General features: G+C 70.5%; 25 protein-coding genes. 14 read left to right on the top strand and 11 right to left on the bottom strand.

Translation table 11 applies throughout. The features are described 5' to 3' along the window. Position 1 precedes the first annotated feature (1 nt). The 5 genes from RA210_RS04405 to RA210_RS04385 all read left to right on the top strand — a co-directional run bounded on the left by RA210_RS04405 (position 2) and on the right by RA210_RS04385 (position 6,284). The gene (locus tag RA210_RS04405; protein WP_201485534.1) at positions 2-853 is read left to right on the top strand and encodes an endonuclease/exonuclease/phosphatase family protein; all 852 of its coding nucleotides are present in this window, start codon (positions 2-4) and stop codon (positions 851-853) included. Between the two features lie 82 nt (positions 854-935). Next, complete coding sequence (locus tag RA210_RS04400; RefSeq protein ID WP_201485533.1) at positions 936-1,700, top strand: N-acetylmuramoyl-L-alanine amidase; 765 nt, start codon at positions 936-938, stop codon at positions 1,698-1,700. A 150-nt stretch (positions 1,701-1,850) separates the two neighbouring features. Continuing rightward, a complete protein-coding gene (locus RA210_RS04395; RefSeq protein WP_201485532.1) occupies positions 1,851-2,822 on the top strand; it encodes a TAXI family TRAP transporter solute-binding subunit in 972 nt (323 codons plus the stop codon). Positions 2,823-2,949: 127 nt separating this feature from the next. After that, complete coding sequence (locus tag RA210_RS04390; protein WP_201485531.1) at positions 2,950-5,505, top strand: TRAP transporter permease; 2,556 nt, start codon at positions 2,950-2,952, stop codon at positions 5,503-5,505. A gap of 83 nt (positions 5,506-5,588) precedes the next feature. Further along, positions 5,589-6,284 carry a cytochrome b/b6 domain-containing protein gene (locus RA210_RS04385; RefSeq protein ID WP_201485530.1) on the top strand — a complete coding sequence of 232 codons (696 nt, stop codon included), beginning with the start codon at positions 5,589-5,591 and terminating at the stop codon, positions 6,282-6,284. 49 nt (positions 6,285-6,333) lie between these two features. On the opposite strand, the gene RA210_RS04380 is transcribed toward RA210_RS04385, so the two are convergent. From RA210_RS04380 to RA210_RS04365, 4 genes are all read right to left on the bottom strand, one after another. Continuing rightward, the gene (locus RA210_RS04380; protein WP_136490340.1) at positions 6,334-6,804 is read right to left on the bottom strand and encodes a c-type cytochrome; all 471 of its coding nucleotides are present in this window, start codon (positions 6,802-6,804) and stop codon (positions 6,334-6,336) included. Positions 6,805-6,910: 106 nt separating this feature from the next. Next, the gene (locus RA210_RS04375; RefSeq protein ID WP_201485529.1) at positions 6,911-7,327 is read right to left on the bottom strand and encodes a YeeE/YedE family protein; all 417 of its coding nucleotides are present in this window, start codon (positions 7,325-7,327) and stop codon (positions 6,911-6,913) included. A gap of 2 nt (positions 7,328-7,329) precedes the next feature. After that, positions 7,330-7,764, bottom strand: a complete 435-nt coding sequence (locus RA210_RS04370) for a YeeE/YedE family protein (protein WP_201485528.1) — start codon at positions 7,762-7,764, stop codon at positions 7,330-7,332. Next, a complete protein-coding gene (locus tag RA210_RS04365) occupies positions 7,761-8,081 on the bottom strand; it encodes an ArsR/SmtB family transcription factor (protein ID WP_201485527.1) in 321 nt (106 codons plus the stop codon). Before RA210_RS04365 ends, RA210_RS04370 begins: the two co-directional genes overlap by 4 nt. Positions 8,082-8,382: 301 nt before the next feature. On the opposite strand from RA210_RS04365, the gene RA210_RS04360 reads away from it, so the two are divergent. The 8 genes from RA210_RS04360 (at position 8,383) to RA210_RS04325 (ending at position 17,336) form a co-directional block, all read left to right on the top strand. Continuing rightward, positions 8,383-9,507, top strand: a complete 1,125-nt coding sequence (locus tag RA210_RS04360) for a Re/Si-specific NAD(P)(+) transhydrogenase subunit alpha (RefSeq protein ID WP_201485526.1) — start codon at positions 8,383-8,385, stop codon at positions 9,505-9,507. Between the two features lie 29 nt (positions 9,508-9,536). Next, positions 9,537-9,851 carry an NAD(P) transhydrogenase subunit alpha gene (locus RA210_RS04355; protein ID WP_041506114.1) on the top strand — a complete coding sequence of 105 codons (315 nt, stop codon included), beginning with the start codon at positions 9,537-9,539 and terminating at the stop codon, positions 9,849-9,851. Between the two features lies 1 nt (position 9,852). Further along, positions 9,853-11,289 carry an NAD(P)(+) transhydrogenase (Re/Si-specific) subunit beta gene (locus tag RA210_RS04350; protein ID WP_201485525.1) on the top strand — a complete coding sequence of 479 codons (1,437 nt, stop codon included), beginning with the start codon at positions 9,853-9,855 and terminating at the stop codon, positions 11,287-11,289. Positions 11,290-11,484: 195 nt separating this feature from the next. Beyond that, positions 11,485-12,999, top strand: coding sequence for an acetyl-CoA hydrolase/transferase family protein (locus tag RA210_RS04345; protein ID WP_136488437.1), 1,515 nt, complete (start codon positions 11,485-11,487; stop codon positions 12,997-12,999). Positions 13,000-13,175: 176 nt separating this feature from the next. Further along, positions 13,176-13,493: a DUF2388 domain-containing protein gene (locus RA210_RS04340; RefSeq protein ID WP_201485524.1), complete on the top strand. Its 318-nt coding sequence runs from the start codon at positions 13,176-13,178 to the stop codon at positions 13,491-13,493. 17 nt (positions 13,494-13,510) lie between these two features. Next, a complete protein-coding gene (locus RA210_RS04335) occupies positions 13,511-15,460 on the top strand; it encodes a DUF7844 domain-containing protein (protein ID WP_201485570.1) in 1,950 nt (649 codons plus the stop codon). A 75-nt stretch (positions 15,461-15,535) separates the two neighbouring features. Then, complete coding sequence (locus tag RA210_RS04330; protein WP_201485523.1) at positions 15,536-16,441, top strand: AEC family transporter; 906 nt, start codon at positions 15,536-15,538, stop codon at positions 16,439-16,441. A gap of 13 nt (positions 16,442-16,454) precedes the next feature. Continuing rightward, positions 16,455-17,336 (top strand): alpha/beta fold hydrolase, encoded by an 882-nt coding sequence (locus tag RA210_RS04325; protein WP_201485522.1) that lies wholly within the window; start codon positions 16,455-16,457, stop codon positions 17,334-17,336. 9 nt (positions 17,337-17,345) lie between these two features. Here the strand turns inward: RA210_RS04325 and RA210_RS04320 are convergent, their stop codons facing one another. The 4 genes from RA210_RS04320 to RA210_RS04305 form a co-directional block, all read right to left on the bottom strand. After that, on the bottom strand, positions 17,346-17,735 hold the full coding sequence (locus RA210_RS04320) for a DUF3301 domain-containing protein (protein ID WP_136490632.1): 390 nt from the start codon (positions 17,733-17,735) through the stop codon (positions 17,346-17,348). A 56-nt stretch (positions 17,736-17,791) separates the two neighbouring features. Beyond that, positions 17,792-18,274, bottom strand: coding sequence for an acyl-CoA thioesterase (locus tag RA210_RS04315; protein ID WP_136490633.1), 483 nt, complete (start codon positions 18,272-18,274; stop codon positions 17,792-17,794). 289 nt (positions 18,275-18,563) lie between these two features. Further along, positions 18,564-19,931 carry a glutamine synthetase family protein gene (locus RA210_RS04310; protein WP_201485521.1) on the bottom strand — a complete coding sequence of 456 codons (1,368 nt, stop codon included), beginning with the start codon at positions 19,929-19,931 and terminating at the stop codon, positions 18,564-18,566. 150 nt (positions 19,932-20,081) lie between these two features. Next, entirely contained in the window at positions 20,082-21,476 is a 1,395-nt protein-coding gene (locus RA210_RS04305; protein WP_201485520.1) for an aspartate aminotransferase family protein, read from the bottom strand. Between the two features lie 180 nt (positions 21,477-21,656). On the opposite strand from RA210_RS04305, the gene pbpG reads away from it, so the two are divergent. Beyond that, positions 21,657-22,586, top strand: coding sequence for a D-alanyl-D-alanine endopeptidase (gene pbpG, locus RA210_RS04300; RefSeq protein ID WP_201485519.1), 930 nt, complete (start codon positions 21,657-21,659; stop codon positions 22,584-22,586). A 107-nt stretch (positions 22,587-22,693) separates the two neighbouring features. Here the strand turns inward: pbpG and RA210_RS04295 are convergent, their stop codons facing one another. The 3 genes from RA210_RS04295 to RA210_RS04285 all read right to left on the bottom strand — a co-directional run bounded on the left by RA210_RS04295 (position 22,694) and on the right by RA210_RS04285 (position 24,663). Beyond that, positions 22,694-23,230, bottom strand: coding sequence for a DUF3299 domain-containing protein (locus RA210_RS04295; RefSeq protein ID WP_201485518.1), 537 nt, complete (start codon positions 23,228-23,230; stop codon positions 22,694-22,696). A gap of 28 nt (positions 23,231-23,258) precedes the next feature. Continuing rightward, complete coding sequence (locus tag RA210_RS04290) at positions 23,259-23,504, bottom strand: GlsB/YeaQ/YmgE family stress response membrane protein (RefSeq protein WP_136490638.1); 246 nt, start codon at positions 23,502-23,504, stop codon at positions 23,259-23,261. 76 nt (positions 23,505-23,580) lie between these two features. Further along, positions 23,581-24,663, bottom strand: a complete 1,083-nt coding sequence (locus RA210_RS04285; RefSeq protein ID WP_136490639.1) for a 5-(carboxyamino)imidazole ribonucleotide synthase — start codon at positions 24,661-24,663, stop codon at positions 23,581-23,583. Positions 24,664-24,672 lie beyond the last annotated feature (9 nt).

Genomic DNA, 24,672 nt, shown 5'->3' with positions numbered 1-24,672 from the left:
CATGCTCAGGCGCTGGACCACCCCGCGCGCGCCCGGCATCCGGGCCGCGCGACACAATCCGCAGGCCGGCGAAGTCGCTGTCGGCGAAACCCTGCGCCTGCTCAGCTTCAACATCCAGGTCGGCATCAGCACCCGCCGCTACCATCACTACCTGACCCGCAGCTGGCAGCACCTGCTGCCGCACCGCGAGCGGGCGGTCAACCTGCAGCAGATCGGTGCGCTGCTCGGCGACTTCGACCTGGTCGCCCTGCAGGAGGTCGACGGCGGCAGCCTGCGCTCCGACTACGTCAACCAGGTCGAGCACCTCGCCCAGCTCGGCAACTTCCCCTACTGGTACCAGCAGCTCAACCGCAACCTCGGCGCGCTGGCCCAGCACAGCAACGGCCTGCTCAGCCGCCTGCGCCCGCAGCAGCTGGAGGACCACCCGCTGCCTGGCCCGCCCGGCCGCGGCGCCATCCTGCTGCGCTTCGGCGAAGGGTCGGAGGCGCTGGCGGTGGTGATGATGCACCTGGCCCTCGGCGCGCGCGTGCGCACCCGCCAGCTGGCCTACATCCGCGAACTGATCCACGGCTACCGCCACTGCGTGCTGATGGGCGACATGAACACCCACGCCGCCGAACTGCTCGAGCACTCGCCGCTGCGCGGCCTCGGCCTGGTCGCCCCGCAGACCTGCGCCACCTACCCCAGCTGGCAGCCGCAGCGCTGCATCGACCACATCCTGCTCAGCCCGCAGCTGACCCTGGAGCGCATGGCCGTGCTGGATGCGCCGATCTCCGACCACCTGCCGGTGGCGGTGGACATCCGCCTGCCCGCCGGCCTGCGCCAGCAGCCGCTGGTGGTGGCGCCCGGATAAACCCGCTCACATCTCGAGCGTCCGCCCCGGCGCGCCGGCAGGCTATGCTGGGCATCCGCTCCACCGCACCCGGCACCGCGCCATGAAGATCCTGCTCCCCCTCGCCCTCACCCTGCTGCTCGCCGGCTGCGCCGGCGGCCTGCGCTTCGACGACAGCCAGCGCTCGGTCGACCACAGCAGCCGGGTCGAATTCATCGTCATCCACTACACCTCCAGCGACCTGCCGCGCTCGCTGAAGACCCTCAGCCACGGCGGCGTCAGCGCCCACTACCTGCTGCCGGCCGACGGCAGGAAGATCTACCGCATGGTCGACGAGAGCCGCCGCGCCTGGCACGCCGGCGACAGCCAGTGGCGCGGGCGCACCTGGCTCAACGCCAGCTCGATCGGCATCGAGATCGTCAACCCCGGCTATACCGATGGCCCGGACGGGCGCACCTGGCATCCCTACCCGCAGGCGCAGATCGACCGCCTGATCGCCCTGCTCAGGGACATCCAGGCCCGCCACGGCGTGGCGCCGGTCAACATCGTCGGCCACAGCGACATCGCTCCGCAGCGCAAGGTCGACCCCGGCCCGCTGTTCCCCTGGCGCCAGCTCGCCGCCGCCGGACTGATCCCCTGGCCCGAGGCCGCCGTGGTGCAGGGGAAGCTGCGCCAGCTGGACGGCCGGGTGCCCGAGGTGGCCTGGTTCCAGCACCAGCTCGAACGCATCGGCTACGCGGTGCCGCAGCATGGCCAGCTGGACGAGGCCACCCGCAACGTGCTCGCCGCCTTCCAGATGAAGTACCGCCCCGAGCGCCACGACGGCCAGCCCGACCTGCACAGCGCCGCGCTGCTGCTGGCGCTGTAGCCTCCCGGAGCGCCGCGACCTTCTACACTCTGCGCAGGGTTTTCCGCCGCGTTCGGCGGAAGCGCTCGCGTTTGCAGGTAAACTTGCCGGTCTGCCGCCGATCCACAAGCACGCCGGCAGATCCAACAAACAGAAGAAGGAAGCACCTCCATGAAAGGCAAAACCTTGGCATGGGCCCTGTCCGCAACCCTGGCAGGCCTCTCTCTGGGCGGGACCGTTCAGGCACAGGACAAGTTCGTCACCATCGGCACCGGCGGCCAGACCGGCGTCTACTACGTGGCCGGCCAGTCGATCTGCCGGTTCCTCAACCGCGGCGCGGCCGAGCACCAGATCAAGTGCAACGCCCCGGCCAGCGGCGGCGGCGTGGCCAACGTCAACGGCATCCGCAGCGGCGAATTCAACTTCGGCATCATGCAGTCCGATCACCAGTACAAGGCGATGAAGGGCGAGGCGCCATTCCAGGCCGAAGGCCCGATGGAGGACATCCGCGCGGTGTTCTCCCTGCAGAGCGAGGTGTTCACCATCCTCGCCCGCCGCGACGCCAGGATCGCCGGCTTCGACGACCTCAAGGGCAAGCGCGTCAACATCGGCAACCCCGGCTCCGGCCAGCGCGACACCCTCGACGAGATCCTGCGCGTGAAGGGCTGGGACAAGTCGGCCTTCGCCCTCGCCGCCGAGCTCAAGCCGGCCGAGCAGGCCGCCGCGCTGAGCGACAACAACATCGACGCCATGACCTACTTCGTCGGCCACCCCAACGGCGCGATCCAGGAAGCCACCACCACGGTCGATGCGGTGCTGGTGCCGGTCACCGGCCCGGACATCGACAAGCTGCTGGCCGAGAAGAGCTACTACACCAAGGCCGAGATCCCCGGTGGCCTGTACAAGGGCAACGACGCGGCGACCCCGTCGATCGGCGGCAAGGCGGTGCTGTCCACCAGCGCCAAGACCGATCCCGAGGTGGTCTACCAGCTGGTCAAGTCGGTGTTCGACAACCTCGAACGCTTCCAGCGCCTGCACCCAGCGTTCCAGGGCCTCAAGGCCGAGGACATGATCAAGGTCGGCCTGTCCGCCCCGCTGCACGAGGGCGCCGCGCGGTACTACAAGGAGCGCGGCTGGCTGTAACGCCGCCCCGCCTCCCCCGGCGCTGCTACGCTGCTAGTAGCGCCCGCCATGCCGCTTCCACCCGGAACCCGCGTGCCGCGAGGCCGCGGGTTCCGGCGTTATCCGTTTTCCGCTGCAGGTTCATCCCATGCATGACAAGCAACTCTCCACCGAGGAGCTGATCGCCCAGGACGTCGGTGCGCGCACCCCGCCGGGCGCGATGGCCGCGGTGATCACCGGCCTGGCCCTGGCCTGGTCGCTGTTCCAGCTGTGGATCGCCTCGCCGCTGCCGTTCGTGTTCGGCATCGGCGTGTTCAACGACACCGAGACCCGCTCCATCCACCTGGCCTTCGCCCTGCTGCTGGCCTTCCTCGTCTACCCGGCGTTCCGCCGCTCGCCGCGCGACCGCGTGCCGCTCACCGACCTGGCCATGGGCCTGGCGGCGGCGGCCAGCGCCGCCTACCTGTTCATCGCCTACGAGCAGCTGGCGCAGCGCCCGGGCAACCTGACCACCCTCGACCTGGTCACCGCCTGCGTCGGCATCCCGCTGCTGCTGGAAGCCACCCGCCGCGCCCTCGGCCCGGCGCTGGCGGTGATCGCCCTGCTGTTCCTGGTCTACAGCGTCGCCGGCCCGTGGATGCCCGACCTGCTGGCGCACCGCGGGGTCAGCTTCACCGCGCTGGCCAACCACCAGTGGATCACCACCGAAGGGGTGTTCGGCATCGCCCTCGGCGTGTCGACCAGCTTCGTGTTCCTCTTCGTGCTGTTCGGCGCCCTGCTCGAGCGCGCCGGCGCCGGCCACTACTTCATCCAGCTCGCCTTCAGCCTGCTCGGCCACCTGCGCGGCGGCCCCGCCAAGGCGGCGGTGGTGTCCTCGGCGCTGACCGGGGTGATCTCCGGCTCGTCGATCGCCAACGTGGTCACCACCGGCACCTTCACCATCCCGATGATGAAGAAGGTCGGCTTCTCCAAGGAGAAGGCCGGTGCGGTGGAGGTGGCCTCCTCGGTCAACGGCCAGATCATGCCGCCGGTGATGGGCGCCGCCGCCTTCCTGATGGTCGAGTACGTCGGCATGCCCTACGTGGAGATCATCAAGCACGCCTTCCTGCCGGCGGCGATCTCCTACATCGCGCTGTTCTACATCGTCCACCTCGAGGCGCTGAAGCTCGGCCTGCAGCCGATCGGCAGCCGCCAGCCGAAGCCCTGGCTGCGTCGCCTGACCGGCTTCGCCTTCGGCGTCGCGCTGATCTCCGGCCTGTCGCTGGCGGTCTACTACGGCCTCGGCTGGCTCAAGCCGGCGCTCGGCGACTACGCCCTGCCGGGCATCGGCGTGCTGCTCGCGGCGGCCTACCTGGGCCTCTTGAAGATCGCCGCGAGCAACCCGCCGCTGCCCGCCGAGGATCCGGACAAGCCCATCGACGCCCTGCCCGAGACCCGCGCCGTGCTGCTCTCCGGCCTGCACTTCCTGCTGCCGGTGGTGGTGCTGGTCTGGTGCCTGATGATCGAGCGCCTGTCGCCCGGCCTGTCGGCGTTCTGGGGCAGCGTGATGCTGATGGTCATCCTGCTCACCCAGCGTCCGCTGCTCGGCTGGCTGCGCGGTGACGGCGGCAGGACCCACGGCAGCTTCATGGACGGCTGCGTCGACCTGCGCGAGGGCCTGATCGCCGGCGCGCGCAACATGATCGGCATCGGCATCGCCACCGCCGCCGCCGGCATCATCGTCGGCGCGGTGTCGCAGACCGGCGTCGGCCTGGTGCTGGCCGACCTGGTCGAGCTGCTGTCGATGGGCAACCTGCTGTTGATGCTGCTGCTCACCGGGGTGTTCAGCCTGATCCTCGGCATGGGCCTGCCGACCACCGCCAACTACATCGTGGTGTCCAGCCTGCTGGCGCCGGTGATCGTCACCCTCGGCCAGCAGAACGGCCTGATCGTGCCGCTGATCGCCGTGCACCTGTTCGTGTTCTACTTCGGCATCATGGCCGACGTCACCCCGCCGGTGGGCCTCGCCTCGTTCGCCGCCGCCGCGGTGTCCAAGGGCGATCCGATCAAGACCGGCCTGGTGGCGTTCTTCTACAGCCTGCGCACCGCGGCGCTGCCGTTCCTGTTCATCTTCAACACCGACCTGCTGCTGATCGACGTGAGCTTCTGGCACGGCGTGCTGATCTTCGTCGTCGCCACCGTGGCCATGCTGGTCTTCGCCGCCGCCACCATGGGCTTCTTCCTGGTGAAGAGCCGCTGGTACGAGAGCCTGCTGCTCCTGCTGGTCGCCTTCAGCCTGTTCCGCCCGGGCTTCTGGATGGACATGCTGCACGACCCCTACCGCGAGGTGCCGCCGGCCCAACTGGCCAGCGCGCTCGGCGAGGTCGAGACGGACAGCAGCCTGCGCCTGCGCATCCAGGGCGAGGACGCGATCGGCGACCCGCGCGTCTTCACCGTGCTGCTGCCGGTGCCGGACGGCGCCAGTGGCGAGGAGCGCCTCGGCAAGCTGGGAATCCAGCTCTACGAGCAGGACGGCAAGACCCTGATCGACAACGTCGCCTTCGGCAGCCCGGCCGCCGACCTCGGCCTGGAGTTCGACCAGCAGATCCTCGACGTGCGCGCACCCACCCAGCGCTGGCCCAAGGAGCTGATCTGGCTGCCGGGCTTCGCCCTGTTCGGTCTGGTCTGGCTGCTGCAGAGCCGTCGGCGCCGCGCCGCGACCTGAACCCGTGCAGTCTGAGGTAGTCTGAAGCAGCATCCGGCGGCGCCCAGCGGGCGCCGCTTTCTTTCACCAGCAAGGAACCGCTGATGACCCTGCATATCCGCATCTGGGACCTGCCCACCCGCGTCTTCCACTGGAGTCTGGCGCTGTCCGTCGCCGCCGCCCTCGCCACCGGCTGGGTCGGCGGCAACTGGATGGTCTGGCACGGCCGCCTGGGCCTGCTCATCGCCGGCCTGCTGGCCTTCCGCCTGGCCTGGGGCGTGCTCGGCTCCACCTACGTGCGCTTCGGCCAGGTGCTGCACCTGCCGCAGAGCCTGCCGGCCTATCTGCGCGGCGCGTGGCACGGCGGCGGCCACAACCCGCTGGGCTGGCTGTCGGTGCTGGCCATGCTCGCCGCCCTCGGTTTCCAGGTCGCCAGCGGCCTGGTGGCCAACGACGACATCGCCTTCACCGGCCCGCTGTACCGCCTGGTCGACAGCGCCACCAGCAGCAGGCTGACCGGCCTGCACCGCCAGGGCCTGTGGCTGGTGGTCGCGCTGATCGTCCTGCATCTGGCGGCGCTGCTGTTCTACCGCCTGGTGCGCGGCGAGAACCTGGTCGAGGCCATGCTGCACGGCAAGCGCCGGGTGCCGGCCGCGCGGCCGGTCAAGCCGGCCAGCGGCGGCAGCCTGCCGGCGCTGGTGGTCGCCCTGGCCTTCGCCGGCGCCACCGTATGGGCGGCCAACGGCAGCTGGATTCCGACGCCTCCGCCGCCACCGGCGCAGAGCACTCCGGCCTGGTAACGAAAAGGGCGACCCGCGGGTCGCCCTTTTCATGTCAGCCGTGCGTCGGTCATTCGTCCATGCGGAACTTGTCGTGGCAGCCCTTGCAGCTCTTGCCCACCTCGCCGAAAGCCTGGGCGATGGCAGCCTTGTCGCCGCCGGCGGCGACCTTGGCCAGGTTGTTGGCGGCCTGGTTGAAGGCGATGGCCACCTTGGCGACCTCCTCCTTCTGGGTGAAGAACTCCGGCTTGACGCGGGTCTTCTGCGCGCCCACCGACTGCTCGGTGCCCGGGCCGTACAGCGCACCCATGCCCGAGTTGGCGATGCCGGCGATGGCGTTGGCGGCGGCGGCGACCTGCGCCTGGTCGTAGGGCACCGAGCCCTCGACGACCTGCGCCTTGATCTTGCCCATGTTCCACGACATGAAGCTGTAGCCGGCCTTGCGGAACTCGATCTGGTCTTCCGGGCTGACCTGGGCCACGGCCAGGCTGGCGGTCCCCGCCAGCAGCAGACCGGCGGTGCAGGCCATCAGTTTGTTCATCATCGGTGTTCTCCCTTTCCTTGCGGCATGATCACGAAGTGCCGGCCCCGGGCCGGCAGAGGCTCTAGAGTAGCCGCTGCGGGGGCAACAGGCAGCCCCGCCGGGTTCACACCCGGCGACTTTCGTACCAGCGATACAGGCCCATGCCGGCCAGCATGGCGATGACGAACGGCAGGATGGCGGCGTTGCCGCTGCCCAGCACCACCACCGCCGGCCCCGGGCAGATGCCGGCGATGCCCCAGCCGATGCCGAAGATCAGGCTGCCGATCACCAGCTGGCGGTCCGGCTCGCGCTTGCTCGGCAACTGCATCGGGCAGCCGGTCAGCGACTGCTGGCGACGCTTGGCCAGGGTGAACGGCAGCAGCGCGGCAGCGATGCCGCCGCCCATGACGAAGGCCAGCGACGGATCCCAGCTGCCGGCCAGGTCGAGGAAGGCCAGCACCTTGGCCGGGCTGGCCATGCCGGCCAGCAGCAGGCCGAGGCCGAACAGCAGGCCGGCGAGGAAGGCGGTCAGACGGTTCATGCTCAGGCTCCGATCAGGTGGCGGACGACGAAGACGGTGGCGAAGCCGGTGCCCATGAAGCACAGGGTGGCGATCAGCGAGCGCGGCGACAGCCGCGACAGCCCGCAGATGCCGTGGCCACTGGTGCAGCCGGAGCCGAGGCGCGCGCCGAAGCCGACCAGCAGGCCGGCCAGCAGCAGACCCGGCACGCCGGCCTGCATCTCGATGGCCGGCAGCGCGGCGAACGCCTGCCACAGCCAGGGGGCGAGCAGCAGGCCGCCGACGAACAGCAGGCTGTCCAGCCGGCCGCTGGCCTTCGGGTTGAGCAGGCTGCCGAGCAGGCCGCTGATCCCGGCGATGCGGCCGTTGGCCAGCACGAACAGGCCGGTCGCCAGGCCGAGCAGGATGCCGCCGGCGAGGGCGCTCCAGGGGGTGAAGTGGGCCCAGTCGATGGTCATTGTCGTTCCTCCGAGCAGAACTGCAGGTACAGGGTGTGGATCAGCGCCAGGGCGGCGGGACTGGCGATGCGGTAGTGGATCTGCTTGCCGTCGCGGCGGGTGGCCACCAGCCCCTCGCGGCGCAGCACGCCGAGCTGCTGCGACAGGGTCGGCTGGACGATGCCCAGCGCATCCTGCAGCTCGCCGACATTGCGCTCGCCTTCGGCCAGCTGGCACAGCAGCAGCAGGCGATCCGGGTTGGCCAGCACCTTGAGCAGCTGGCTGGCGGCATCGGCATTGGCGCGCAGGCGGGCGAAATCGGTCGCGGCGAGGGGCATGGCGGCTCCATACAGTTAGCCGAAAAACAATATATATCAATATAAACTGTAAAGCAAACCGTCCGCCCGCCTACTACCTTCGGCTGAAAAACCCATCATTTCGGCCAAAGTCGACTTGCAATTTTCGTCTCAACTCACTCCAAAACAGTTGAACGACAACCGCCACCCCGGCACAATCCGGCGCCATATAGCCCCGCCAGAGGTCCGCGCAGCGCGCGTCGACCCCTCTAGCCAGCGGATCTGGCGTCCTGCGGGAGCAACGAACAACAACAATTTCGCTTGCCAATGGAGAGATTTGCTCATGCAAATCGGTATACCGCTCGAAACCCACGCCGGGGAAACCCGCGTGGCCGCCACGCCGGAAACGGTCAAGAAACTCGTCGCCCAGGGCCACCAGGTCGTCGTCCAGTCGGGAGCCGGCGTTGCCGCCAGCGTCCCGGACGACGCCTATGTCGCCGCCGGCGCGCGCATCGGCTCGGCCGCCGAGGCCCTCGGCGCCGGCCTGGTGCTCAAGGTCGCCGCGCCCGACGCCGACGAGCTGCAGCTGATGCAGCCCGGCGCCGTGCTGGTCGGCATGCTCAACCCGTTCGACAACGCCAACCTGGCGCGCATGACCGAGCGCGGCATCACCGCCTTCGCCCTCGAGGCGGCGCCGCGCACCTCGCGCGCGCAGAGCCTCGACGTGCTGTCGTCGCAGGCCAACATCGCCGGCTACAAGGCGGTGATGCTCGCCGCCAACCACTACCCGCGCTTCATGCCGATGCTGATGACCGCCGCCGGCACGGTGAAGGCCGCCCGCGTGCTGGTGCTCGGCGCCGGGGTGGCCGGCCTGCAGGCGATCGCCACCGCCAAGCGCCTCGGCGCGGTGATCGAGGCCTCGGACGTGCGTCCGGCGGTGAAGGAGCAGATCGAGTCCCTCGGCGCCAAGTTCGTCGACGTGCCGTTCGAGACCGACGAGGAGCGCGAATGCGCCCAGGGCGTCGGCGGCTACGCGCGGCCGATGCCCAAATCCTGGATGGAGCGCCAGGCCAAGGCAGTGCATGAAAAGGCCAGGCAGGCCGACATCGTCATCACCACCGCGCTGATCCCCGGCCGTCCGGCGCCGATCCTGCTGCACGAGGACACCGTGGCGGCGATGAAGCCGGGTTCGGTGGTCATCGACCTGGCCGCGGCGCAGGGCGGCAACTGCCCGCTGACCGTCGCCGACCAGGTGGTGATGCGCCACGGCGTGACCATCGTCGGCCACAGCAACCTGCCGGCGCTGGTGCCGGCCGACGCCTCGGCCCTGTACGCGCGCAACCTGCTGGACTTCCTCAAGCTGGTCATCGACGGCGAAGGCAAGTTCCAGCTCAACCGCGAAGACGACATCGTCGCCGCCTGCCTGATGTGCGAGGGCGGCCAGCTGGTCCGTCGCAACGCCGCCTGATTGCTCCCCAGATTACAAGGACAACAACCATGGACCCGATCTCCGACGGTCTCTACAACCTGATCATCTTCGTGCTGGCGATCTACGTCGGCTACCACGTGGTGTGGAACGTCACTCCCGCCCTGCACACCCCGCTGATGGCGGTGACCAACGCCATTTCCGCCATCGTCATCGTCGGCGCCATGCTGGCCGCCGCGCTGACCGAAACCGGCCTGGGCAAGACCATGGGCACCCTGGCCGTGGCGCTGGCCGCGGTCAACGTGTTCGGCGGCTTCCTGGTCACCCGGCGCATGCTGGAAATGTTCAAGAAGAAAGACAAGCCGGCCAAGGCGGAGGCGCACTGAGATGAGCATGAACCTGATCACCGCCCTCTACCTCGTGGCGTCCGTCTGCTTCATCCAGGCGCTCAAGGGCCTCTCGCACCCGACCAGCTCGCGGCGCGGCAACCTGTTCGGCATGGTCGGCATGGCCATCGCCGTGCTCACCACCGTCGGCCTGATCTACAAGCTCGGCGCGCAGATGGGCGAAGGCGCCGGCATCGGCTACGTGGTCCTCGGCCTGCTGCTCGGCGGCACCGCCGGCACGATCATGGCCAAGCGCGTCGAGATGACCAAGATGCCCGAGCTGGTCGCTTTCATGCACAGCATGATCGGCCTGGCCGCGGTCTTCATCGCCGTGGCCGCCGTGGTCGAGCCGCAGTCGCTGGGCATCGTTGCGCAGCTGGGCGACGCCATCCCGGCCGGCAACCGCCTGGAGCTGTTCCTCGGCGCAGCCATCGGCGCCATCACCTTCTCCGGCTCGGTGATCGCCTTCGGCAAGCTGTCCGGCAAGTACAAGTTCCGCTTGTTCCAGGGCGCCCCGGTGACCTTCGCCGGCCAGCACTGGCTGAACCTGGCCATGGGCCTGGCCATCCTCGGCCTCGGTCTGGCCTTCACCTTCAGCGGTGACCTGACCGCCTTCGCCGTGCTGGTGGCGCTGGCCTTCGTGATCGGCGTGCTGATCATCATCCCGATCGGCGGCGCCGACATGCCGGTGGTGGTGTCGATGCTCAACAGCTACTCGGGCTGGGCGGCGGCCGGCATCGGCTTCTCGCTGAACAACTCGATGCTGATCGTCGCCGGTTCGCTGGTCGGTTCCTCGGGCGCGATCCTCTCCTACATCATGTGCAAGGCGATGAACCGCTCGTTCTTCAACGTGATCCTCGGCGGCTTCGGCGCCGAAGCCGGCGCGGCCGTGGCCGGCAGCCAGGAGCAGCGCCCGGTGAAGAGCGGCTCGGCCGACGATGCCGCGTTCCTGCTCGGCAACGCCGACAGCGTGATCATCGTCCCCGGCTATGGTCTCGCCGTGGCCCGTGCCCAGCACGCGCTGATGGAGCTGACCGAGAAGCTGACCCACCGCGGCGTGACCGTGAAGTACGCGATCCACCCGGTGGCCGGGCGGATGCCGGGGCACATGAACGTGCTGCTGGCCGAGGCCGAGGTGCCCTACGAGCAGGTGCACGAGATGGAGGACATCAACCCCGAGTTCGGCCAGGCCGACGTGGTGCTGGTGCTCGGCGCCAACGACGTGGTCAACCCGGCGGCGAAGACCGATCCGAAGTCGCCGATCGCCGGCATGCCGATCCTCGACGCGTACAAGGCGCGCACCGTGATCGTCAACAAGCGCTCGATGGCCAGCGGCTACGCCGGTCTCGACAACGAGCTGTTCTACATGGACAAGACCATGATGGTGTTCGGCGACGCCAAGAAGGTGGTCGAGGACATGGTCAAGGCGGTCGAATAACCCGACGAAATGCACGGTGAAACAACCACTTCCGCTACGCGGAAGTGGTTGTTTCTGCGGCAAAAGGTCGCGACGCCTTGCAAAAACCGTCCGGCGCATTACGACCTTAGTATTAAAGGCGTGACGATAGCGAATCCTTAGACTCGGCGCACTGTGTTCGCCATAGGCCGTATCCAAAGGAACCGCTCAATGTCCCTGTACCCTGATCGTATTCGCCTGCAGTCCCTGACCGACAAAATCACCACCGCCGAAGAAGCGGCCAAGCTGGTCAAGAACGGCAACACCGTCGGCATGAGCGGCTTCACCCGCGCCGGCGAAGCCAAGAAGCTGCCGATCGCCATGGCCGAGCGCGCCCGCCACGAAGAGCTGAAGATCACCCTGATCACCGGCGCCAGCCTGGGCAACGACATGGACAAGCTGATGGCCGAATCCGGTCTGCTGGCCCGCCGCATGCCGTTCCAGTCCGACGCCGGCCTGCGCAAGGCGATCAACAAGGGCGAGGTGATGTTCATCGACCAGCACCTGTCCGACACCGCCGAGCAGCTGCGTGCCGGCAGCCTGCCGAAGGTCGACGTGGCCATCATCGAGGCCTGCGCCATCACCGAGAACGGCGGCATCGTGCCGACCACCTCGGTGGGCAACTCCGCCAGCTTCACCGAAGCCGACGTGGTGATCGTCGAGCTGAACCTGGCCCACCCGGCCGCCCTGGAAGGCCTGCACGACATCTACCTGCCGGCCAAGCGCCCGGAGCGCGGCCCGATCCCGCTGGTCAACGGCCAGGACCGCATCGGCACCCCGTACATTCCGTGCGACCCGGCGAAGATCGCCGCCATCGTCATCACCGACCAGGAAGACTCCTACTCCAGCGTCCTGCCGTCCGACGACGAGACCCAGGCCATCGCCGACCACCTGATCGCCTTCTTCGAGAAGGAAGTCGAGCGCGGCAACCTGAGCCCGAGCCTGCTGCCGCTGCAGGCCGGCGTCGGCACCATCGCCAACGCCGTGATGAGCGGCCTGCTGAAGTCCAACTTCAGCGGCCTGACCATGTACTCCGAGGTGCTGCAGGACTCCACCTTCGAGCTGTTCGACGCCGGCAAGCTGGTCGCCGCCTCCGGCTGCTCCTTCACCCTGTCCGAGAAGATGTGCCACCACGTGCTGGCCAACCTCGACAAGTACAAGGACAAGCTGGTGCTGCGCCCGCAGGAAATCTCCAACCATCCGGAGATCGTCCGTCGCATCGGCATCATCGGCATCAACACCGCGCTGGAGTTCGACATCTACGGCAACGTCAACTCCACCCACGTCAACGGCACCCACATGATGAACGGCCTCGGCGGCTCGGGCGACTTCACCCGCAACGCCCACCTGGCCATCTTCGTCACCAAGTCCATCGCCAAGGGCGGCGCCATCTCCTCCGCCGTGCCGATGATCCCGCACGTCGACCACAACGAGCACGACGTCGACATCATCGTCACCGAGCAGGGCCTGGCCGACCTGCGCGGCCTGGCCCCGCGCGAGCGCGCCCAGGTGATCATCGACAACTGCGTGCACCCGGACTTCCGCCCGGCCATGCAGGACTACTTCGACCGCGCCTGCGCCACCGTCGGCGGCCAGACCCCGCACATCCTCGCCGAGGCCTTCTCCTGGCACATCAACATGCAGCAGACCGGCCACATGCTGCGCCAGCCGGGTCACTGCGGCCTGCTCTGATCGCCTGATCGGCTGACCGCTGCACAACTGCGCCGCCTTCGGGCGGCGCAGTCGTTTCCGGGCCGCGCCCCGCCACGCAGATGCCACGCCGGTCGCAGCGCGGCAGCGCGCGGCTGGCACGCGGCCCTGCGAATCAATACAGTACGCGCCTCGTCCAGAACCACCGGAGTAGCTCCATGCGCCGTACCCTGCTCGCCGCCACCCTCGTCCTGCTCGCCGCCGGCAGCGCCCAGGCACAGACCCTGGTCGCCACCAGCAACATCCTGGTGCGCGCCCTCGAGCGCAGCCTCGACTTCACCTCCGACACCACCACCTCGATCCGCGACATGAAGATCGTCCAGGCCGCCCGCGAGGACGCCGCCAGCTTCGTCGCCAGCGAAGGCGCGATCCGCGGCGCCCAGCTGGAGGCCGCCCTGCAACTGCTGCGCGCGCGCGTACCCGAGGCCCAGGCGGCCAGCGACGCCGAGCTGGCGCAGGCCCTGCTCGCCCTGTGAGGAACTGGCGGGCGGCGCTGGGCGGCCTCGCCCTGCTGCTGGGCAGCCTGACGCCGCCCGCCCACGCCGCCGCACCGGCCGGCCTGCGCCTCGAACTGCAGGGCGCCGGCCTGTCCGCCGCCGAGCGCCAGGCCAGCCAGGCGCTGCTCGACGAGGCACTCGCCGCCCTGCCGCCGCGCCTGCGCCAGCAGCTCGACCGCCGCGTCACGCTGCGCTGGAGCGACGCGCTGCCGGCCGCGGTGTACGGCCGCCTGAACCGCCTCGACGCCTTCGAACTCAACGCCCGCCTGCTGCCCACGCTGGCCGACGGCAGCGCCGCGCGCACGGCGACCGGCCGCCCGCACGGCACCCTGCGCCGCGAACTGCTGGCCACCCTGCTCCACGAGCTGACCCACCTCTACGACCGCGCGCGCGCCTGGCCGGCCGACGAGGCGCGGCTGATCCGCCGCTGCCGGCAGCAGGCCCGCAGTCAGGGCGACATCGGCATGCCGGGCGAGTGCCGCGGGCAGACCGCGCGCCGTTTCACCCTCTCCGACGACCCGCACCTGCTCGACCTGGCCGGCTGGGCGCAGCGCGTCGGCCGCCGCGGCGCGCGCGAGGCCGACAACCCGCAGGAGCTGCGCAGCCCCGACGCCTACGAGCGGAGCAATCCGCGCGAGTTCGTCGCGGTGAATATGGAGTACTTCCTCCTCGACCCGCAGTACGCCTGCCGGCGACCGGGCCTGTACCGCCACCTGCGCAACCACTTCGCCTGGGCGCCGCCGGCAGCCGACTGCGCCGGCGAGCTGGCCTACCTCAACGCCGGCAGCGACTTCGCCCGTCAGCCGCTGGCACGCCTCGACCCCGAGCGCATCTACGCGGTCGACTACCTGTTCGCCGAGGCCAACGACAACTGGGTCAGCCGCTGGGGCCACAGCATGCTGCGCCTGGTGGTGTGCGCCCCCGGCCGGCCGCGCGGCCCGGATTGCCGGCTCGACCTCGACCGGCACCTGGTGCTGTCGTTCCGCGCCTTCGTCGGCGACGTGCAGCTGTCCAGCTGGGACGGCCTGACCGGCGCCTATCCCTCGCGGCTGTTCGTCCTGCCGCTCGGCCAGGTGATCGACGAATACACCAAGACCGAACTGCGCAGCCTCGCCTCGCTGCCGCTCGGGCTGACCCGCGTGCAGATCCGCACGCTGGCCGAGCGCGCCGCCGAGCTGCACTGGAGCCACGACGGCGACTACTGGTTCCTCAGCAACAACTGCGCGGTGGAGACCCTCAAGCTGCTCAGGAGCGGCAGCGCCGACCCGCGCCTGGCCGACCTCGACAGCATCACGCCGAGCGGCCTGCTCGAACTGCTCGAGGCGCGCGGTCTGCTTGAGCGCAGCGTGCTCGCCGATCCGCGCGAGGCGCTGCGCCTGGGCTACCGCTTCGACTCCTTCCGCGAGCGCTACCAGGCGATGTTCGCCGTCGCCCGCGCGCGCCTGGCCCTGCCGCAGGCCACGGTGGAGGACTGGCTGGCGCTGCCGGCCGGCGAGCGCCGCCGCCACTTCGCCGGCGCCGACCTGCGCGCCAGCGCCGCCCTGCTGCTGCTCGAACAGGCCGCGCGGCGCCGCCAGCTGCAGCTGGCCCAGGACGACCTCAAGCAGGCCTACCTCGGCCGCCGCGCCCGCGGGCAGAGCAACGCCGCCGCCGACCGCACCCTCGAGCGGCTGCTGGCCGGCAGCGGCTTCCTCAGCCGCCCGGCCGAGCTGCTCGACGGCGGCTACGGCCTGCCGCAGCCCGGCGAGTGGCAGCGCCTGGAGCAGGAAAGCGGGGCGCGCCAGGCCGAGCTGCGCCAGCTCAGCGACCGGCTCGACGCGCAGCTGCTGGCCCTGCTCGGCAGCGAGCGGCGCCGCGAACTGGACGACGGCGAGGCCAACGTGCGCCAGATCGGCGCGCAGCTGCGCGCGCTGCACAGGGCCGGCGGCGGCCTGCAGCTGCCCTGACGGCGGCGTTTGCCGCTAGACTGCCGACTCCTCCCGTCGGACCTGCGGCGTGCGCCGCCCTGCAACGGAGCTGCCATGTCGCCCCTGCTGCTCGCCCTCTGGCCGCTGTTCGCCCTGATCGTCGCCGGCCACCTGCTGCGCCGTGCCGACTTCCCCGGCGAGGCCTTCTGGCCCGGCGCCGAGCGCCTCAACTACTTCGTGCTGTTCCCCGCCCTGCTGCTCGGCAGCCTGGCCCGCGCGCCGCTGGACAACCCGGCGCTGCCGCGCCTGGCGCTGGCGGTGCTGCTCGGCCTGGCCGCCGGCTGGCTCGGCCTGCTCGCCCTGCGCCGCTGGCGCGGCTGGCCGGCGGCGCGCTTCGGAGCCATCGTCCAGGGCACACTGCGCTTCAACACCTACCTGGGCCTGGCCACGGTGGGCAGCCTGTACGGCGCGGAAGGACTGACCCTGGCGGCGCTGATGCTGGCGCTGATGGTGCCGGCGGTGAACGTGCTGTCGGTGTGGGCGCTGAGCGCCGAGCGCGGCGTCAGCGCGCGCAGCCTGCTGCTGCCGATCACCCGGAACCCGCTGATCCTCGCCTGTCTGGGCGGCGCCCTGCTCAACCTGGGCGGCATCGGCCTGCCCGGCGGCACGGAGCGCCTGCTCGGCCTGCTCGCCGCCGCCAGCCTGCCGCTCGGCCTGCTCTGCGTCGGCGCCGCGCTGCGCCCGCAGGAGCTGCGCGGCGAGGCGCCGGCGCTGCTCGGCAACTGCGCCGCGCGCCTGCTGCTGATGCCGCTGCTGGCCTTCGCCGTGGCGCAGCTGCTGGCCCTGCCGGCGCTGGAGAGCAGCCTGCTGGTGCTGTTCTTCGCCCTGCCCACCGCGCCCACCGCCTACACGCTGACCCGCCAGCTCGGCGGCGACGGCCACCTGATGGCCGGCATCATCACCCTGCAGACCCTGCTCGCCGCCGTCAGCCTGCCGCTGCTGCTGGCGACGCTGGCCTGACCGGAGCTTCGCCATGCACCTGCATCCCTGGTCCCACCTCAGCTCGGCCGGCTTCACCCTGCGCGGCTGGCACAGCGAGCCCTCGGGCAAGCCGCTGCTGCACTTCCTGCACGGCAACGGCTTCTGCTGCCGCGCCTACGAGCCGCTGCTGGCCCTGCTGGCGCGCGACTTCGACCTCTGGCTGTGCGACGCCCAAGGCCACGGCGACAGCGACCACGGCGGACGCTTCCACGGCTGGAACCGCAGCGCCGAGCTGGCGGTGGAAGCCTTGCGCGCCGGCCTCGGCCGCTTCGGCGCGGTGCCGCGCCTGGCCTGCGGGCACAGCTTCGGCGGCGTGCTGAGCGGCCTGATCCTCGCCGGCGAGCCGGCGCTGTTCCAGCGCGCGGTGCTGCTCGACCCGGTGCTGTTTCCGCCGGCGATGATCGGGGTGATGGCGCTGTCCGAGCTGCTCGGCCTGCACGAGCGCCGCGCGCTGGTGCGCCAGGCGCGCGGCCGCCGCGAGCGCTGGCCGGACCGCGCCGCGGCCCGGGCGGGCCTGCATGGCCGGGGGATCTTCCGCGGCTGGAGCGACGCGGCGCTGCACGCCTACGTCGAGCACGCACTGCGCAGCGTCGAGGGCGGGGTGGCGCTCAAGTGCCGGCCGAGCCGCGAGGCGGAGATCTTCGCCTCCTACCCGCGCGGCCTGTGGCGCGCGCTGGCCAGGGTGAGCACGCCGACCCTGGTGCTGCAGGGTGCGGATACCTACCCCTTCGTCGCCCAGGGCGTGGCGCGCTGGTGCGCGCTCAACCACCGGGTCAGCGCGCAGCGGGTGGCCGGCGGCCACTGCTTCATGCAGGAGGATGCGCAGGAGACGGCGCAGCGGGTGCGCGCCTTCCTGCTGGCGAGCGCCGACTGAGCGGCGGACTCAGCGCTGGCGGCGGCGCCAGTCGTCGAGGTTGACCACCCGCTCGGCGTCGTGGTCGTCGTCGGTCGCCGGCTCGCGGAAGGGGTGCGGCGCCAGCTCGATCTGCGCCGGGGTGCGACCGAGCAGCAGCAGCCGTCCCGGGTGGCGCTGCTCGCCGGTGACGGTGAACTCGAAGGCGTACTCGCGGGCCAGGCGCAGGCGGCCGCTGCGGTCGCGCAGCAGGCGCAGGCGGCGGAACGCCACGTTGTCGTCGAGCAGCAGCACGTCCTCGCGCAGGCAGGCCTGGCGCACCAGGCGCAGGGCGTGCTCGTGAACGCCGTGGGCGTGCCACAGCCAGGCACAGACGCCGCCCACCAGCAGCAGCACCGCCAGTTCGCCGAGCGTCAGCATGCGCGCCTCCGGGCGGACTGCGGGCGAAGCGGGTGGCGGTGCGGCATGGACGACCCTCAGTCGTGGTTCATCAGCGCCTTGTAGCGCTCTTCCAGCTCGCGGCGGATCGCGCGGCGCTGTTCGGCCTGGGCGAAGCGGCGCTTCTGCTCGGCGGTCTGCGGATTGAGCGGCGGCACCGGCACGGTCTTGCCGTGACCGTCGACCGCCACCATGGTGAAGAAGCAGCTGTTGGTGTGGCGCACCGTCTGGTTGCGGATGTCCTCGGTGACCACCTTGATGCCGATTTCCATCGAGGTGCTGCCGGTGTAGTTGACCGAGGCGAGGAAGGTGACCAGCTCGCCGACGTGGATCGGCTGGCGGAAGATCACCTGGTCCACCGACAGGGTCACCACGTAGCGACCGGCGTAGCGGCTGGCGCAGGCATAGGCGACTTCGTCGAGGTATTTGAGCAGCGTGCCGCCGTGCACGTTGCCGGAGAAGTTGGCCTTGTCCGGAGTCATCAGGACGGTCATGGTCAGCTGCGAATTGCCGGATTGCATGGGTGTTCCAGGCTCTATTACGGGTGAAGAGGACGCTACTTTAGTCGAATGCACCCCTTCTGTGTGGAGCAATTTCGCCCTGCGCCGAAACCCGCCGAACCCGCACGCGGCGCGGCTTTGCGCAGCTCCGAACGGTCGCGCGGCGATCCGCCGGTCATCGTGCCGCGACCTGCGGCGAAATGTCGCGTTCGACGCATTTTGCCAGGTACGAGGGGCGACCATGGTCGACGATCGCCCCGACTGACGGCAAGGACATTTTCCGTCGGCGCAACAATCCTGCACCGACGCCTCAGGCGTGGCCCAGGTACCAGCGCCAGTCCTGCTCGCCGACCTCGCCCATGAACTGGCGGTATTCCTCCTGCTTGATCGCCAGGTAGACGCGATGGAAGTCCTCGCCGAGCGCCTCGCGCGCCCAGGCCGAGCGCTCCAGGCTGCGCAGGGCGGTCAGCCAGTCGGTGGGCAGGGTCTCGCGCGCCTGCTCGTAGCCGTTGCCCTCGATCGGCGCGCCGGGGTCGAGCCCTTCGCGCAGGCCGCGGTGGATGCCGGCCAGCAGCAGCGCGGCGGCCAGATACGGGTTGGCGTCGGCGCCGCAGATGCGGTGCTCGACGTGGCGGCTGGCCGCCGGCCCGCCCGGCACGCGCAGCGACACGGTGCGGTTGTTCACCCCCCAGCTCCTGGCCAGCGGCGCGTAGCTGTTGGCCTGGAAGCGGCGGAACGAGTTGGCGTTGGGGCAGAACACCGCCAGGCCGTCCTCGAGAGTGTCCAGCAGGCCGCCGATGGCCTGGCGCAGCAGCGGCGTTCCCGTCGGATCCTCGCTGGCGAACAGGTTGTTGCCGTCTTCGTCGGCCAGGCTGACGTGCATGTGCAGGCCGCTGCCGGCCAGCTCGCCGAACGGCTTGGCCATGAAGCAGGCCTGGAAGCCGTGCTTGTGGGCCACGCCCCTGACCAGGCGCTTGTAGCGCACCGCCTCGTCCATCGCCTGCAGGGCGTCCGCGCGGTGCTCGAGGGTGATCTCCACCTGCCCCGGGGCGTACTCGGAGATCGCCGTGCGCGCCGGCAGGCCCTGGGCGGCGCAGGCGGCGTAGAGGTCGTCGAGGAACGACGCCAGCTGCTCCAGCTCGAGCACGCCGTAGACCTGCGGCGCCTGCGGGCGCACGCCATTGGCCTGGCGCGCCGGCTGCGGGCGGCCGGCGGCGTCGCGGGCCTGGTCGAGCAGGTAGAACTCCAGCTCGGCGGCCATCACCGGGTGGTAGCCGTCGGCCTGGAGCCGGGCGATCTGCCGCGCCAGCACGTGGCGCGGGTCGGCGACGCTGGCCGGGCGGCCCTGCTCGGGGTGCATGGACACCTGCACCTGGGCGGTCGGCTGGGCGCGCCAGGTCTGCAGCTTGAGGCTGCCGGGCAGCGGGCAGGCCCAGCAGTCGGCGTCGGCGACCTCCCAGACCAGGCCGGTGGCGTCGACATCCTCGCCGCGGATGGTCAGGCCGAGGATGCTGCTCGGCAGCGGCCGGCCGTTCTGGTAGATGGCGCGCAGCTCCTCGCGGCGCAGCAGCTTGCCGCGCGGCACGCCGCAGGGGTCGATGATGAACAGCTCGATGGCGTTGACGTCGGGATGGGCGGCGAGGAAGGCGTCGGCTTCCGCGAGTTCGGCGAAGCGCATGGGGGAATCCTTGTATGGCGGCGGTGCGTAGGGTGCGCCGTGCGCACCCGGGGCGTGGCGGTGCGCGCGGCGCACCCTACGGGCGGCCATGGGCCGCGCCGGAGGTCAGCCGCGCCCGGGCGCGATGCCGGAAGGATACAGGGCCACGGCTCAGGACTCCCGCGCGCCAGGGATGGCCAGCAGCTCGCTCAGCCCCTCGTCGAGGGTGGCGAGCAGCCGGTCGACGTCGCCGGCGGTGGTCTCCGGGCAGCACAGGGTCATGTTGTGGAACGGCGTGATCAGGATGCCGCGGTTGATCAGGTACAGGTGCAGGGCCATCTGCAGGCTGTCGTGGAACGCCGCCTCGGCCTCGGCGCCGGTCTGCGGCGGCGCGGCGCAGAACTGGAACTCGCAGCGCGCGCCCAGCCCGGTCACCGACCAGGGCAGCCGGTGCCGTTCGATCAGCCCACGGAAGCCCTCGGCCAGGCGCGCCGCCAGCCAGAGCATGTGCTCGTAGGCCGCCGGGGTCATCACCTGCTCCAGGTTGGCGCGCATGCAGTGCATGGCCAGGGCGTTGGCCGACAGGGTGGTGCCCATGCCGCTGTGGCCGTGGCCGTGGCTCAGCTCGCTGGCGTGCTGGCGGGCCAGCTGCATCGCCCGGGCCATCTCCGCGCTGCAGCCGTACACCGAGCAGGGCACCCCGCCGGCCACCGGCTTGCCGAGGGTGAGGAAGTCCGGCTCGAGGCTCCAGGCGCGGGTGCAGCCGCCGGGACCGGTGGAGATGGTGTGGGTCTCGTCGACGATCAGCAGGGTGCCGGCCTGGCGGGTCAGCTCGCGCAGGCGCGCCATGAAGACCGGCTGCGGCAGCACCATGCCGATGTTGGTCAGTGCCGGCTCGCAGAGCACCGCGGCGACGTCGCCGGGGGCCAGCGCCGCTTCCAGCGCGGCGAGATCGTTGAACGGCACCACGCGGCTGTGCTGGGTCAGGTTGCGCGCCTGACCGATCAGTCCCGGACGGTGCACGGTGTGGCCGCCCTTGGCGCGCACCATGGCCTCGTCGACGGTGCCGTGGTAGCAGCCGTCGAACACCAGGATCACCTTGCGCCCGGTGATCGCCCGCGCCCAGCGCAGCACGAAGCGGTTGGCGTCGGTGGCGGTGGTCGCCACCTGCCAGTAGGGCAGGCCGAAGCGCTCGGCGAGCAGCTCGCCACAGAGCACCGCATCCTCGCCGGGCAGCATGGTGGTCAGGCCGTTGCCGGCCTGCTCGGCCAGCGCCGCGGCGACCGGCGCCGGCGAGTGGCCGAACATGCTGCCGGTGTCGCCCAGGCAGAAGTCGACGTACTCGTGGCCGTCGACGTCGAAGAAGCGCGCGCCGCGGGCGCGCTCGACGAACAGCGGCACCGGCGTCGACCAGTCGCTCATCCAGTGCATCGGCACGCCGCCGAACAGCGAGTGCCGCGCACGCGCGGCGAGCGCCACGGATTGGGGATTGCGCTCGAGGAAGCGCTGGCGCTCGCGGGCGCTGAGGGCTTCCACCGCGTGTTCGGCGATTCCGCTGGAATTCATCTTGAACACCTCGTTGCTTATTTCGCACATGGTTGGCGGGCCGGTCGGGAAAAGTCAATGCGGGGCAAAAACGTGCGACAACGCGCGTCGGCCACCACCGCAATACCCATCGGCCAACTATACTTGCCCCCCGTGGCGCCCGCCGCGCCGTTCCTCCCCCTGCTTGCGAAGTCCTCCGCCATGCGCCCGAAATTCCGCACCCTCATTCTCGGTCTGCTGCTCTCATTCACCGGCCTCGCCCAGCCCCTGCTCGCCGCCGAGCCGGGCCGGGCGGCACGCGACCCGGCCCGCCTGGAGCTGGCCTCCAGCAGCGCCATGGTGGTCGACCTGAGCACCGACCAGGTCCTGTTCGCCAGCCACCCGGATGCGGTGGTACCGATCGCCTCGATCAGCAAGCTGATGACCGCCATCGTCACCCTGGATGCCCGCCAGCCCCTCGACGAGGTGATTCCGGTGGCCATCCACGACACCCGCGAGCTGCGCGGCGTGTACTCGCGGGTGCGGGTCAACAGCCGGATCAGCCGCAAGGAGATGCTGCGCCTGGCGCTGATGTCCTCGGAGAACCGTGCCGCCGCGGCCCTGGCGCACAACTACCCGGGCGGCCACGCGCGCTTCGTCGCGGCGATGAACGCCAAGGCCCGGGCGCTGGGCATGAGCCGCACCCACTTCGTCGAGCCCACCGGCCTGTCCGAGCGCAACGTCTCCACCGCCCGCGACCTGGTGCGCCTGCTCAAGGCCGCGCGGCAGTACGCGCTGATCCGCGAGCTGAGCACCACCCCCAACCGCGACGCGCACTTCCAGAAGCCGAACTACGCGCAGAGCTTCTTCAACACCAACCCGCTGGTGCGCAACCCGGCCTGGAACATCGAGGTGACCAAGACCGGCTTCATCAACGAGGCCGGCCACTGCCTGGCGATGCTCGCCCACGTGGGGCAGCGTCCGGTGGCCATGGTGCTGCTCGGTACCTTCGGCAAGCGCTCCCACATCGGCGACGCCAGCCGCGTGCGCCAGTGGCTGGAGACCGGCAAGAGCACGCCGGTCCCGGCGGCGGCGCGCTCCTACAAGCAGCAGCGCATCCAGCAGCTGCGCCTGGCCGGCCAGGCGGGCTGAGCACGCCGTCCGCCGGCTGAAGGGAGGCAGCAGGCACGGACGCCACACACACAAACGCCGCGCACCCTGGCGGGTTGCGCGGCGTTTGTGCGTCTGCGCGACGAGCGTCAGAGATCGGCCTCCTCGACCAGCCGCACGCCCTCGGCGTCGAGGGCGTAGGCGGCGTCGGCCAGCTGGTTGCCGACCTTCTCGATGCGCAGGGTGCCGCTGACCCACAGCGGCGCGTAGATGTCGTCCAGCGCCATCCCCTCGGGGTAGCGCACCAGCACGATCTGGTTCGGCGGCGGCGGCGGCACGTGGATGCAGGCGCCGGGATAGGGCACCAGGAAGAAGGTGTGGAAGCGGCCGTCGGCATCGCTCTCCAGCGGCACCGGATAGCCGCCGAGGCGCACCTCGCGGCCGTCGAAGGCCGCCACGGTGCGCGTCGAGTACATCACCGCCGGCAGATCGGCCTGCTGCCTGAGGCCGCCCTGGCCGTAGAACGGGCTGTCGCCCTCGGCGCCCTGGTGGTCGATCTCCGGCATCGCCTCCAGCGCCGCCAGGTCCTCGGGCGGCAGCAGCTCCAGCCAGTCGGTTTCCGGCGGCTCGGCCGCGTGGCTCAGGGTGGCGATCAGGGTCAGGCAGAGGGCGGACAGCAGGCGCATGCGGGTCTCGCGGCGCCGCACGGGCGCCTCAGGATTTCTTCAGATAGCCGAACACTACCAGCAAGATGACCGCGCCCACCACCGCGCCGACGAAGCCGGCCGCCTGGCCGGCGCGGTAGATGCCCAGCGCCTGGCCGCCGTAGGTGGCGATGACCGAGCCACCGATGCCGAGCAGGATGGTCATGACCCAGCCCATCGGCTGGTGCCCGGGCTTGAGAAAGCGCGCGACCACACCGACCAGCAGGCCGATGAGGATGGTGCCGAGGATGCCCATGGCAGAGTCTCCCGCAGAGGTGAAGTTGCCTTCAGCCTAGCCTGCGGGAGCGCTCGTTGCCGGATCGTGGAAGGCCTCAGCCCTCGATCAGCGCCTCGACGTCCCTGATGCGCGCCTCGAGGGTCGCGCGATCGGCACAGCGCAGGGTGGCGTGGCCGACCTTGCGCCCGGCCTTGAAGGCCTTGCCGTAGTGGTGCAGGTGGCAGTCGGCGACGGCCACCACCTTGTCCACCGGCGGCACTTCGCCGATGAAGTTGAGCATGGCGCTCTCGCCGACCTTGGCGGTCGAGCCCAGCGGCAGGCCGGCGACGGCGCGCAGGTGGTTCTCGAACTGGCTGCACTCGGCGCCTTCGATGGTCCAGTGCCCGGAGTTGTGCACGCGCGGGGCGATCTCGTTGGCCTTGAGGCCGCCGTCGACCTCGAAGAACTCGAAGGCCAGCACGCCGACGTAGTCGAGCTTCTCCAGCACGCGGCCGACGTAGTCCTCGGCCAGCGCCTGCAGCGGGTGCGCGCTGCTGGCCACCGACAGGCGCAGGATGCCGTCGACGTGGGTGTTGTGCACCAGCGGGTAGAAGCGCGTCTCGCCGTCGCGGCCGCGCACCGCCACCAGCGATACCTCGCCGGTGAAGGGCACGAAGCCCTCGAGGATGCACGGCACGCTGCCCAGCTCGGCGAAGGCGCCGGCGACGTCGGCCGGCGAACGCAGGACCTTCTGGCCCTTGCCGTCGTAGCCCAGGGTACGGGTCTTGAGCACCGCCGGCAGGCCGATGGCGACCGCCGCGGCGTCGAGGTCGGCCTGCGACTGGATGTCGGCGAACTCCGGGGTGGGGATGCCGAGGTCCTTGAACATCGACTTCTCGAACCAGCGGTCGCGGGCGATGCGCAGGGATTCGGCGCTCGGGTACACCGGCACGAAGTGGGCGAGGAAGGCCACCGTCTCGGCCGGCACGCTCTCGAACTCGAAGGTCACCAGGTCGACCTCGTCGGCGAGGCGGCGCAGGTGATCCTTGTCGTCGTAGTCGGCGCGCAGGTGCTCGCCGAGGGCGGCGGCGCAGGTGTCCGGCGCCGGATCGAGGAAGGCAAAGTTCATCCCCAGCGGGGTACCCGCCAGAGCCAGCATGCGGCCCAGCTGGCCGCCACCGATTACGCCGATCTTCATGGGTGCTTG

The sequence above is a fragment of the Pseudomonas sp. OF001 genome (genome assembly GCF_904426495.1).
In the GTDB taxonomy this organism is placed as follows: Bacteria; Pseudomonadota; Gammaproteobacteria; order Pseudomonadales; family Pseudomonadaceae; genus Geopseudomonas.
This window is presented reverse-complemented; position numbering and strand designations above follow the sequence as displayed.

Bases quoted from the DNA above. Each gene is read 5' to 3' on its own strand.
- RA210_RS04370 (WP_201485528.1), bottom strand. From the start codon at position 7,764: ATGACCATCGACTGGGCCCACTTCACCCCCTGGAGCGCCCTCGCCGGC.
- RA210_RS04355 (WP_041506114.1), top strand. From the start codon at position 9,537: ATGGACCCGATCTCCGACGGTCTCTACAACCTGATCATCTTCGTGCTG.
- RA210_RS04315 (WP_136490633.1), bottom strand. From the start codon at position 18,274: ATGCAATCCGGCAATTCGCAGCTGACCATGACCGTCCTGATGACTCCG.
- RA210_RS04365 (WP_201485527.1), bottom strand. From the start codon at position 8,081: ATGCCCCTCGCCGCGACCGATTTCGCCCGCCTGCGCGCCAATGCCGAT.
- RA210_RS04285 (WP_136490639.1), bottom strand. From the start codon at position 24,663: ATGAAGATCGGCGTAATCGGTGGCGGCCAGCTGGGCCGCATGCTGGCT.
- RA210_RS04320 (WP_136490632.1), bottom strand. From the start codon at position 17,735: ATGCTGACGCTCGGCGAACTGGCGGTGCTGCTGCTGGTGGGCGGCGTC.
- RA210_RS04330 (WP_201485523.1), top strand. From the start codon at position 15,536: ATGTCGCCCCTGCTGCTCGCCCTCTGGCCGCTGTTCGCCCTGATCGTC.
- RA210_RS04325 (WP_201485522.1), top strand. From the start codon at position 16,455: ATGCACCTGCATCCCTGGTCCCACCTCAGCTCGGCCGGCTTCACCCTG.
- RA210_RS04350 (WP_201485525.1), top strand. From the start codon at position 9,853: ATGAGCATGAACCTGATCACCGCCCTCTACCTCGTGGCGTCCGTCTGC.
- RA210_RS04360 (WP_201485526.1), top strand. From the start codon at position 8,383: ATGCAAATCGGTATACCGCTCGAAACCCACGCCGGGGAAACCCGCGTG.
- RA210_RS04395 (WP_201485532.1), top strand. From the start codon at position 1,851: ATGAAAGGCAAAACCTTGGCATGGGCCCTGTCCGCAACCCTGGCAGGC.
- RA210_RS04340 (WP_201485524.1), top strand. From the start codon at position 13,176: ATGCGCCGTACCCTGCTCGCCGCCACCCTCGTCCTGCTCGCCGCCGGC.
- RA210_RS04385 (WP_201485530.1), top strand. From the start codon at position 5,589: ATGACCCTGCATATCCGCATCTGGGACCTGCCCACCCGCGTCTTCCAC.
- RA210_RS04400 (WP_201485533.1), top strand. From the start codon at position 936: ATGAAGATCCTGCTCCCCCTCGCCCTCACCCTGCTGCTCGCCGGCTGC.
- RA210_RS04295 (WP_201485518.1), bottom strand. From the start codon at position 23,230: ATGCGCCTGCTGTCCGCCCTCTGCCTGACCCTGATCGCCACCCTGAGC.
- RA210_RS04310 (WP_201485521.1), bottom strand. From the start codon at position 19,931: ATGCGCTTCGCCGAACTCGCGGAAGCCGACGCCTTCCTCGCCGCCCAT.
- RA210_RS04375 (WP_201485529.1), bottom strand. From the start codon at position 7,327: ATGAACCGTCTGACCGCCTTCCTCGCCGGCCTGCTGTTCGGCCTCGGC.
- RA210_RS04290 (WP_136490638.1), bottom strand. From the start codon at position 23,504: ATGGGCATCCTCGGCACCATCCTCATCGGCCTGCTGGTCGGTGTGGTC.
- RA210_RS04380 (WP_136490340.1), bottom strand. From the start codon at position 6,804: ATGAACAAACTGATGGCCTGCACCGCCGGTCTGCTGCTGGCGGGGACC.
- RA210_RS04390 (WP_201485531.1), top strand. From the start codon at position 2,950: ATGCATGACAAGCAACTCTCCACCGAGGAGCTGATCGCCCAGGACGTC.
- RA210_RS04305 (WP_201485520.1), bottom strand. From the start codon at position 21,476: ATGAATTCCAGCGGAATCGCCGAACACGCGGTGGAAGCCCTCAGCGCC.
- pbpG (WP_201485519.1), top strand. From the start codon at position 21,657: ATGCGCCCGAAATTCCGCACCCTCATTCTCGGTCTGCTGCTCTCATTC.
- RA210_RS04405 (WP_201485534.1), top strand. From the start codon at position 2: ATGCTCAGGCGCTGGACCACCCCGCGCGCGCCCGGCATCCGGGCCGCG.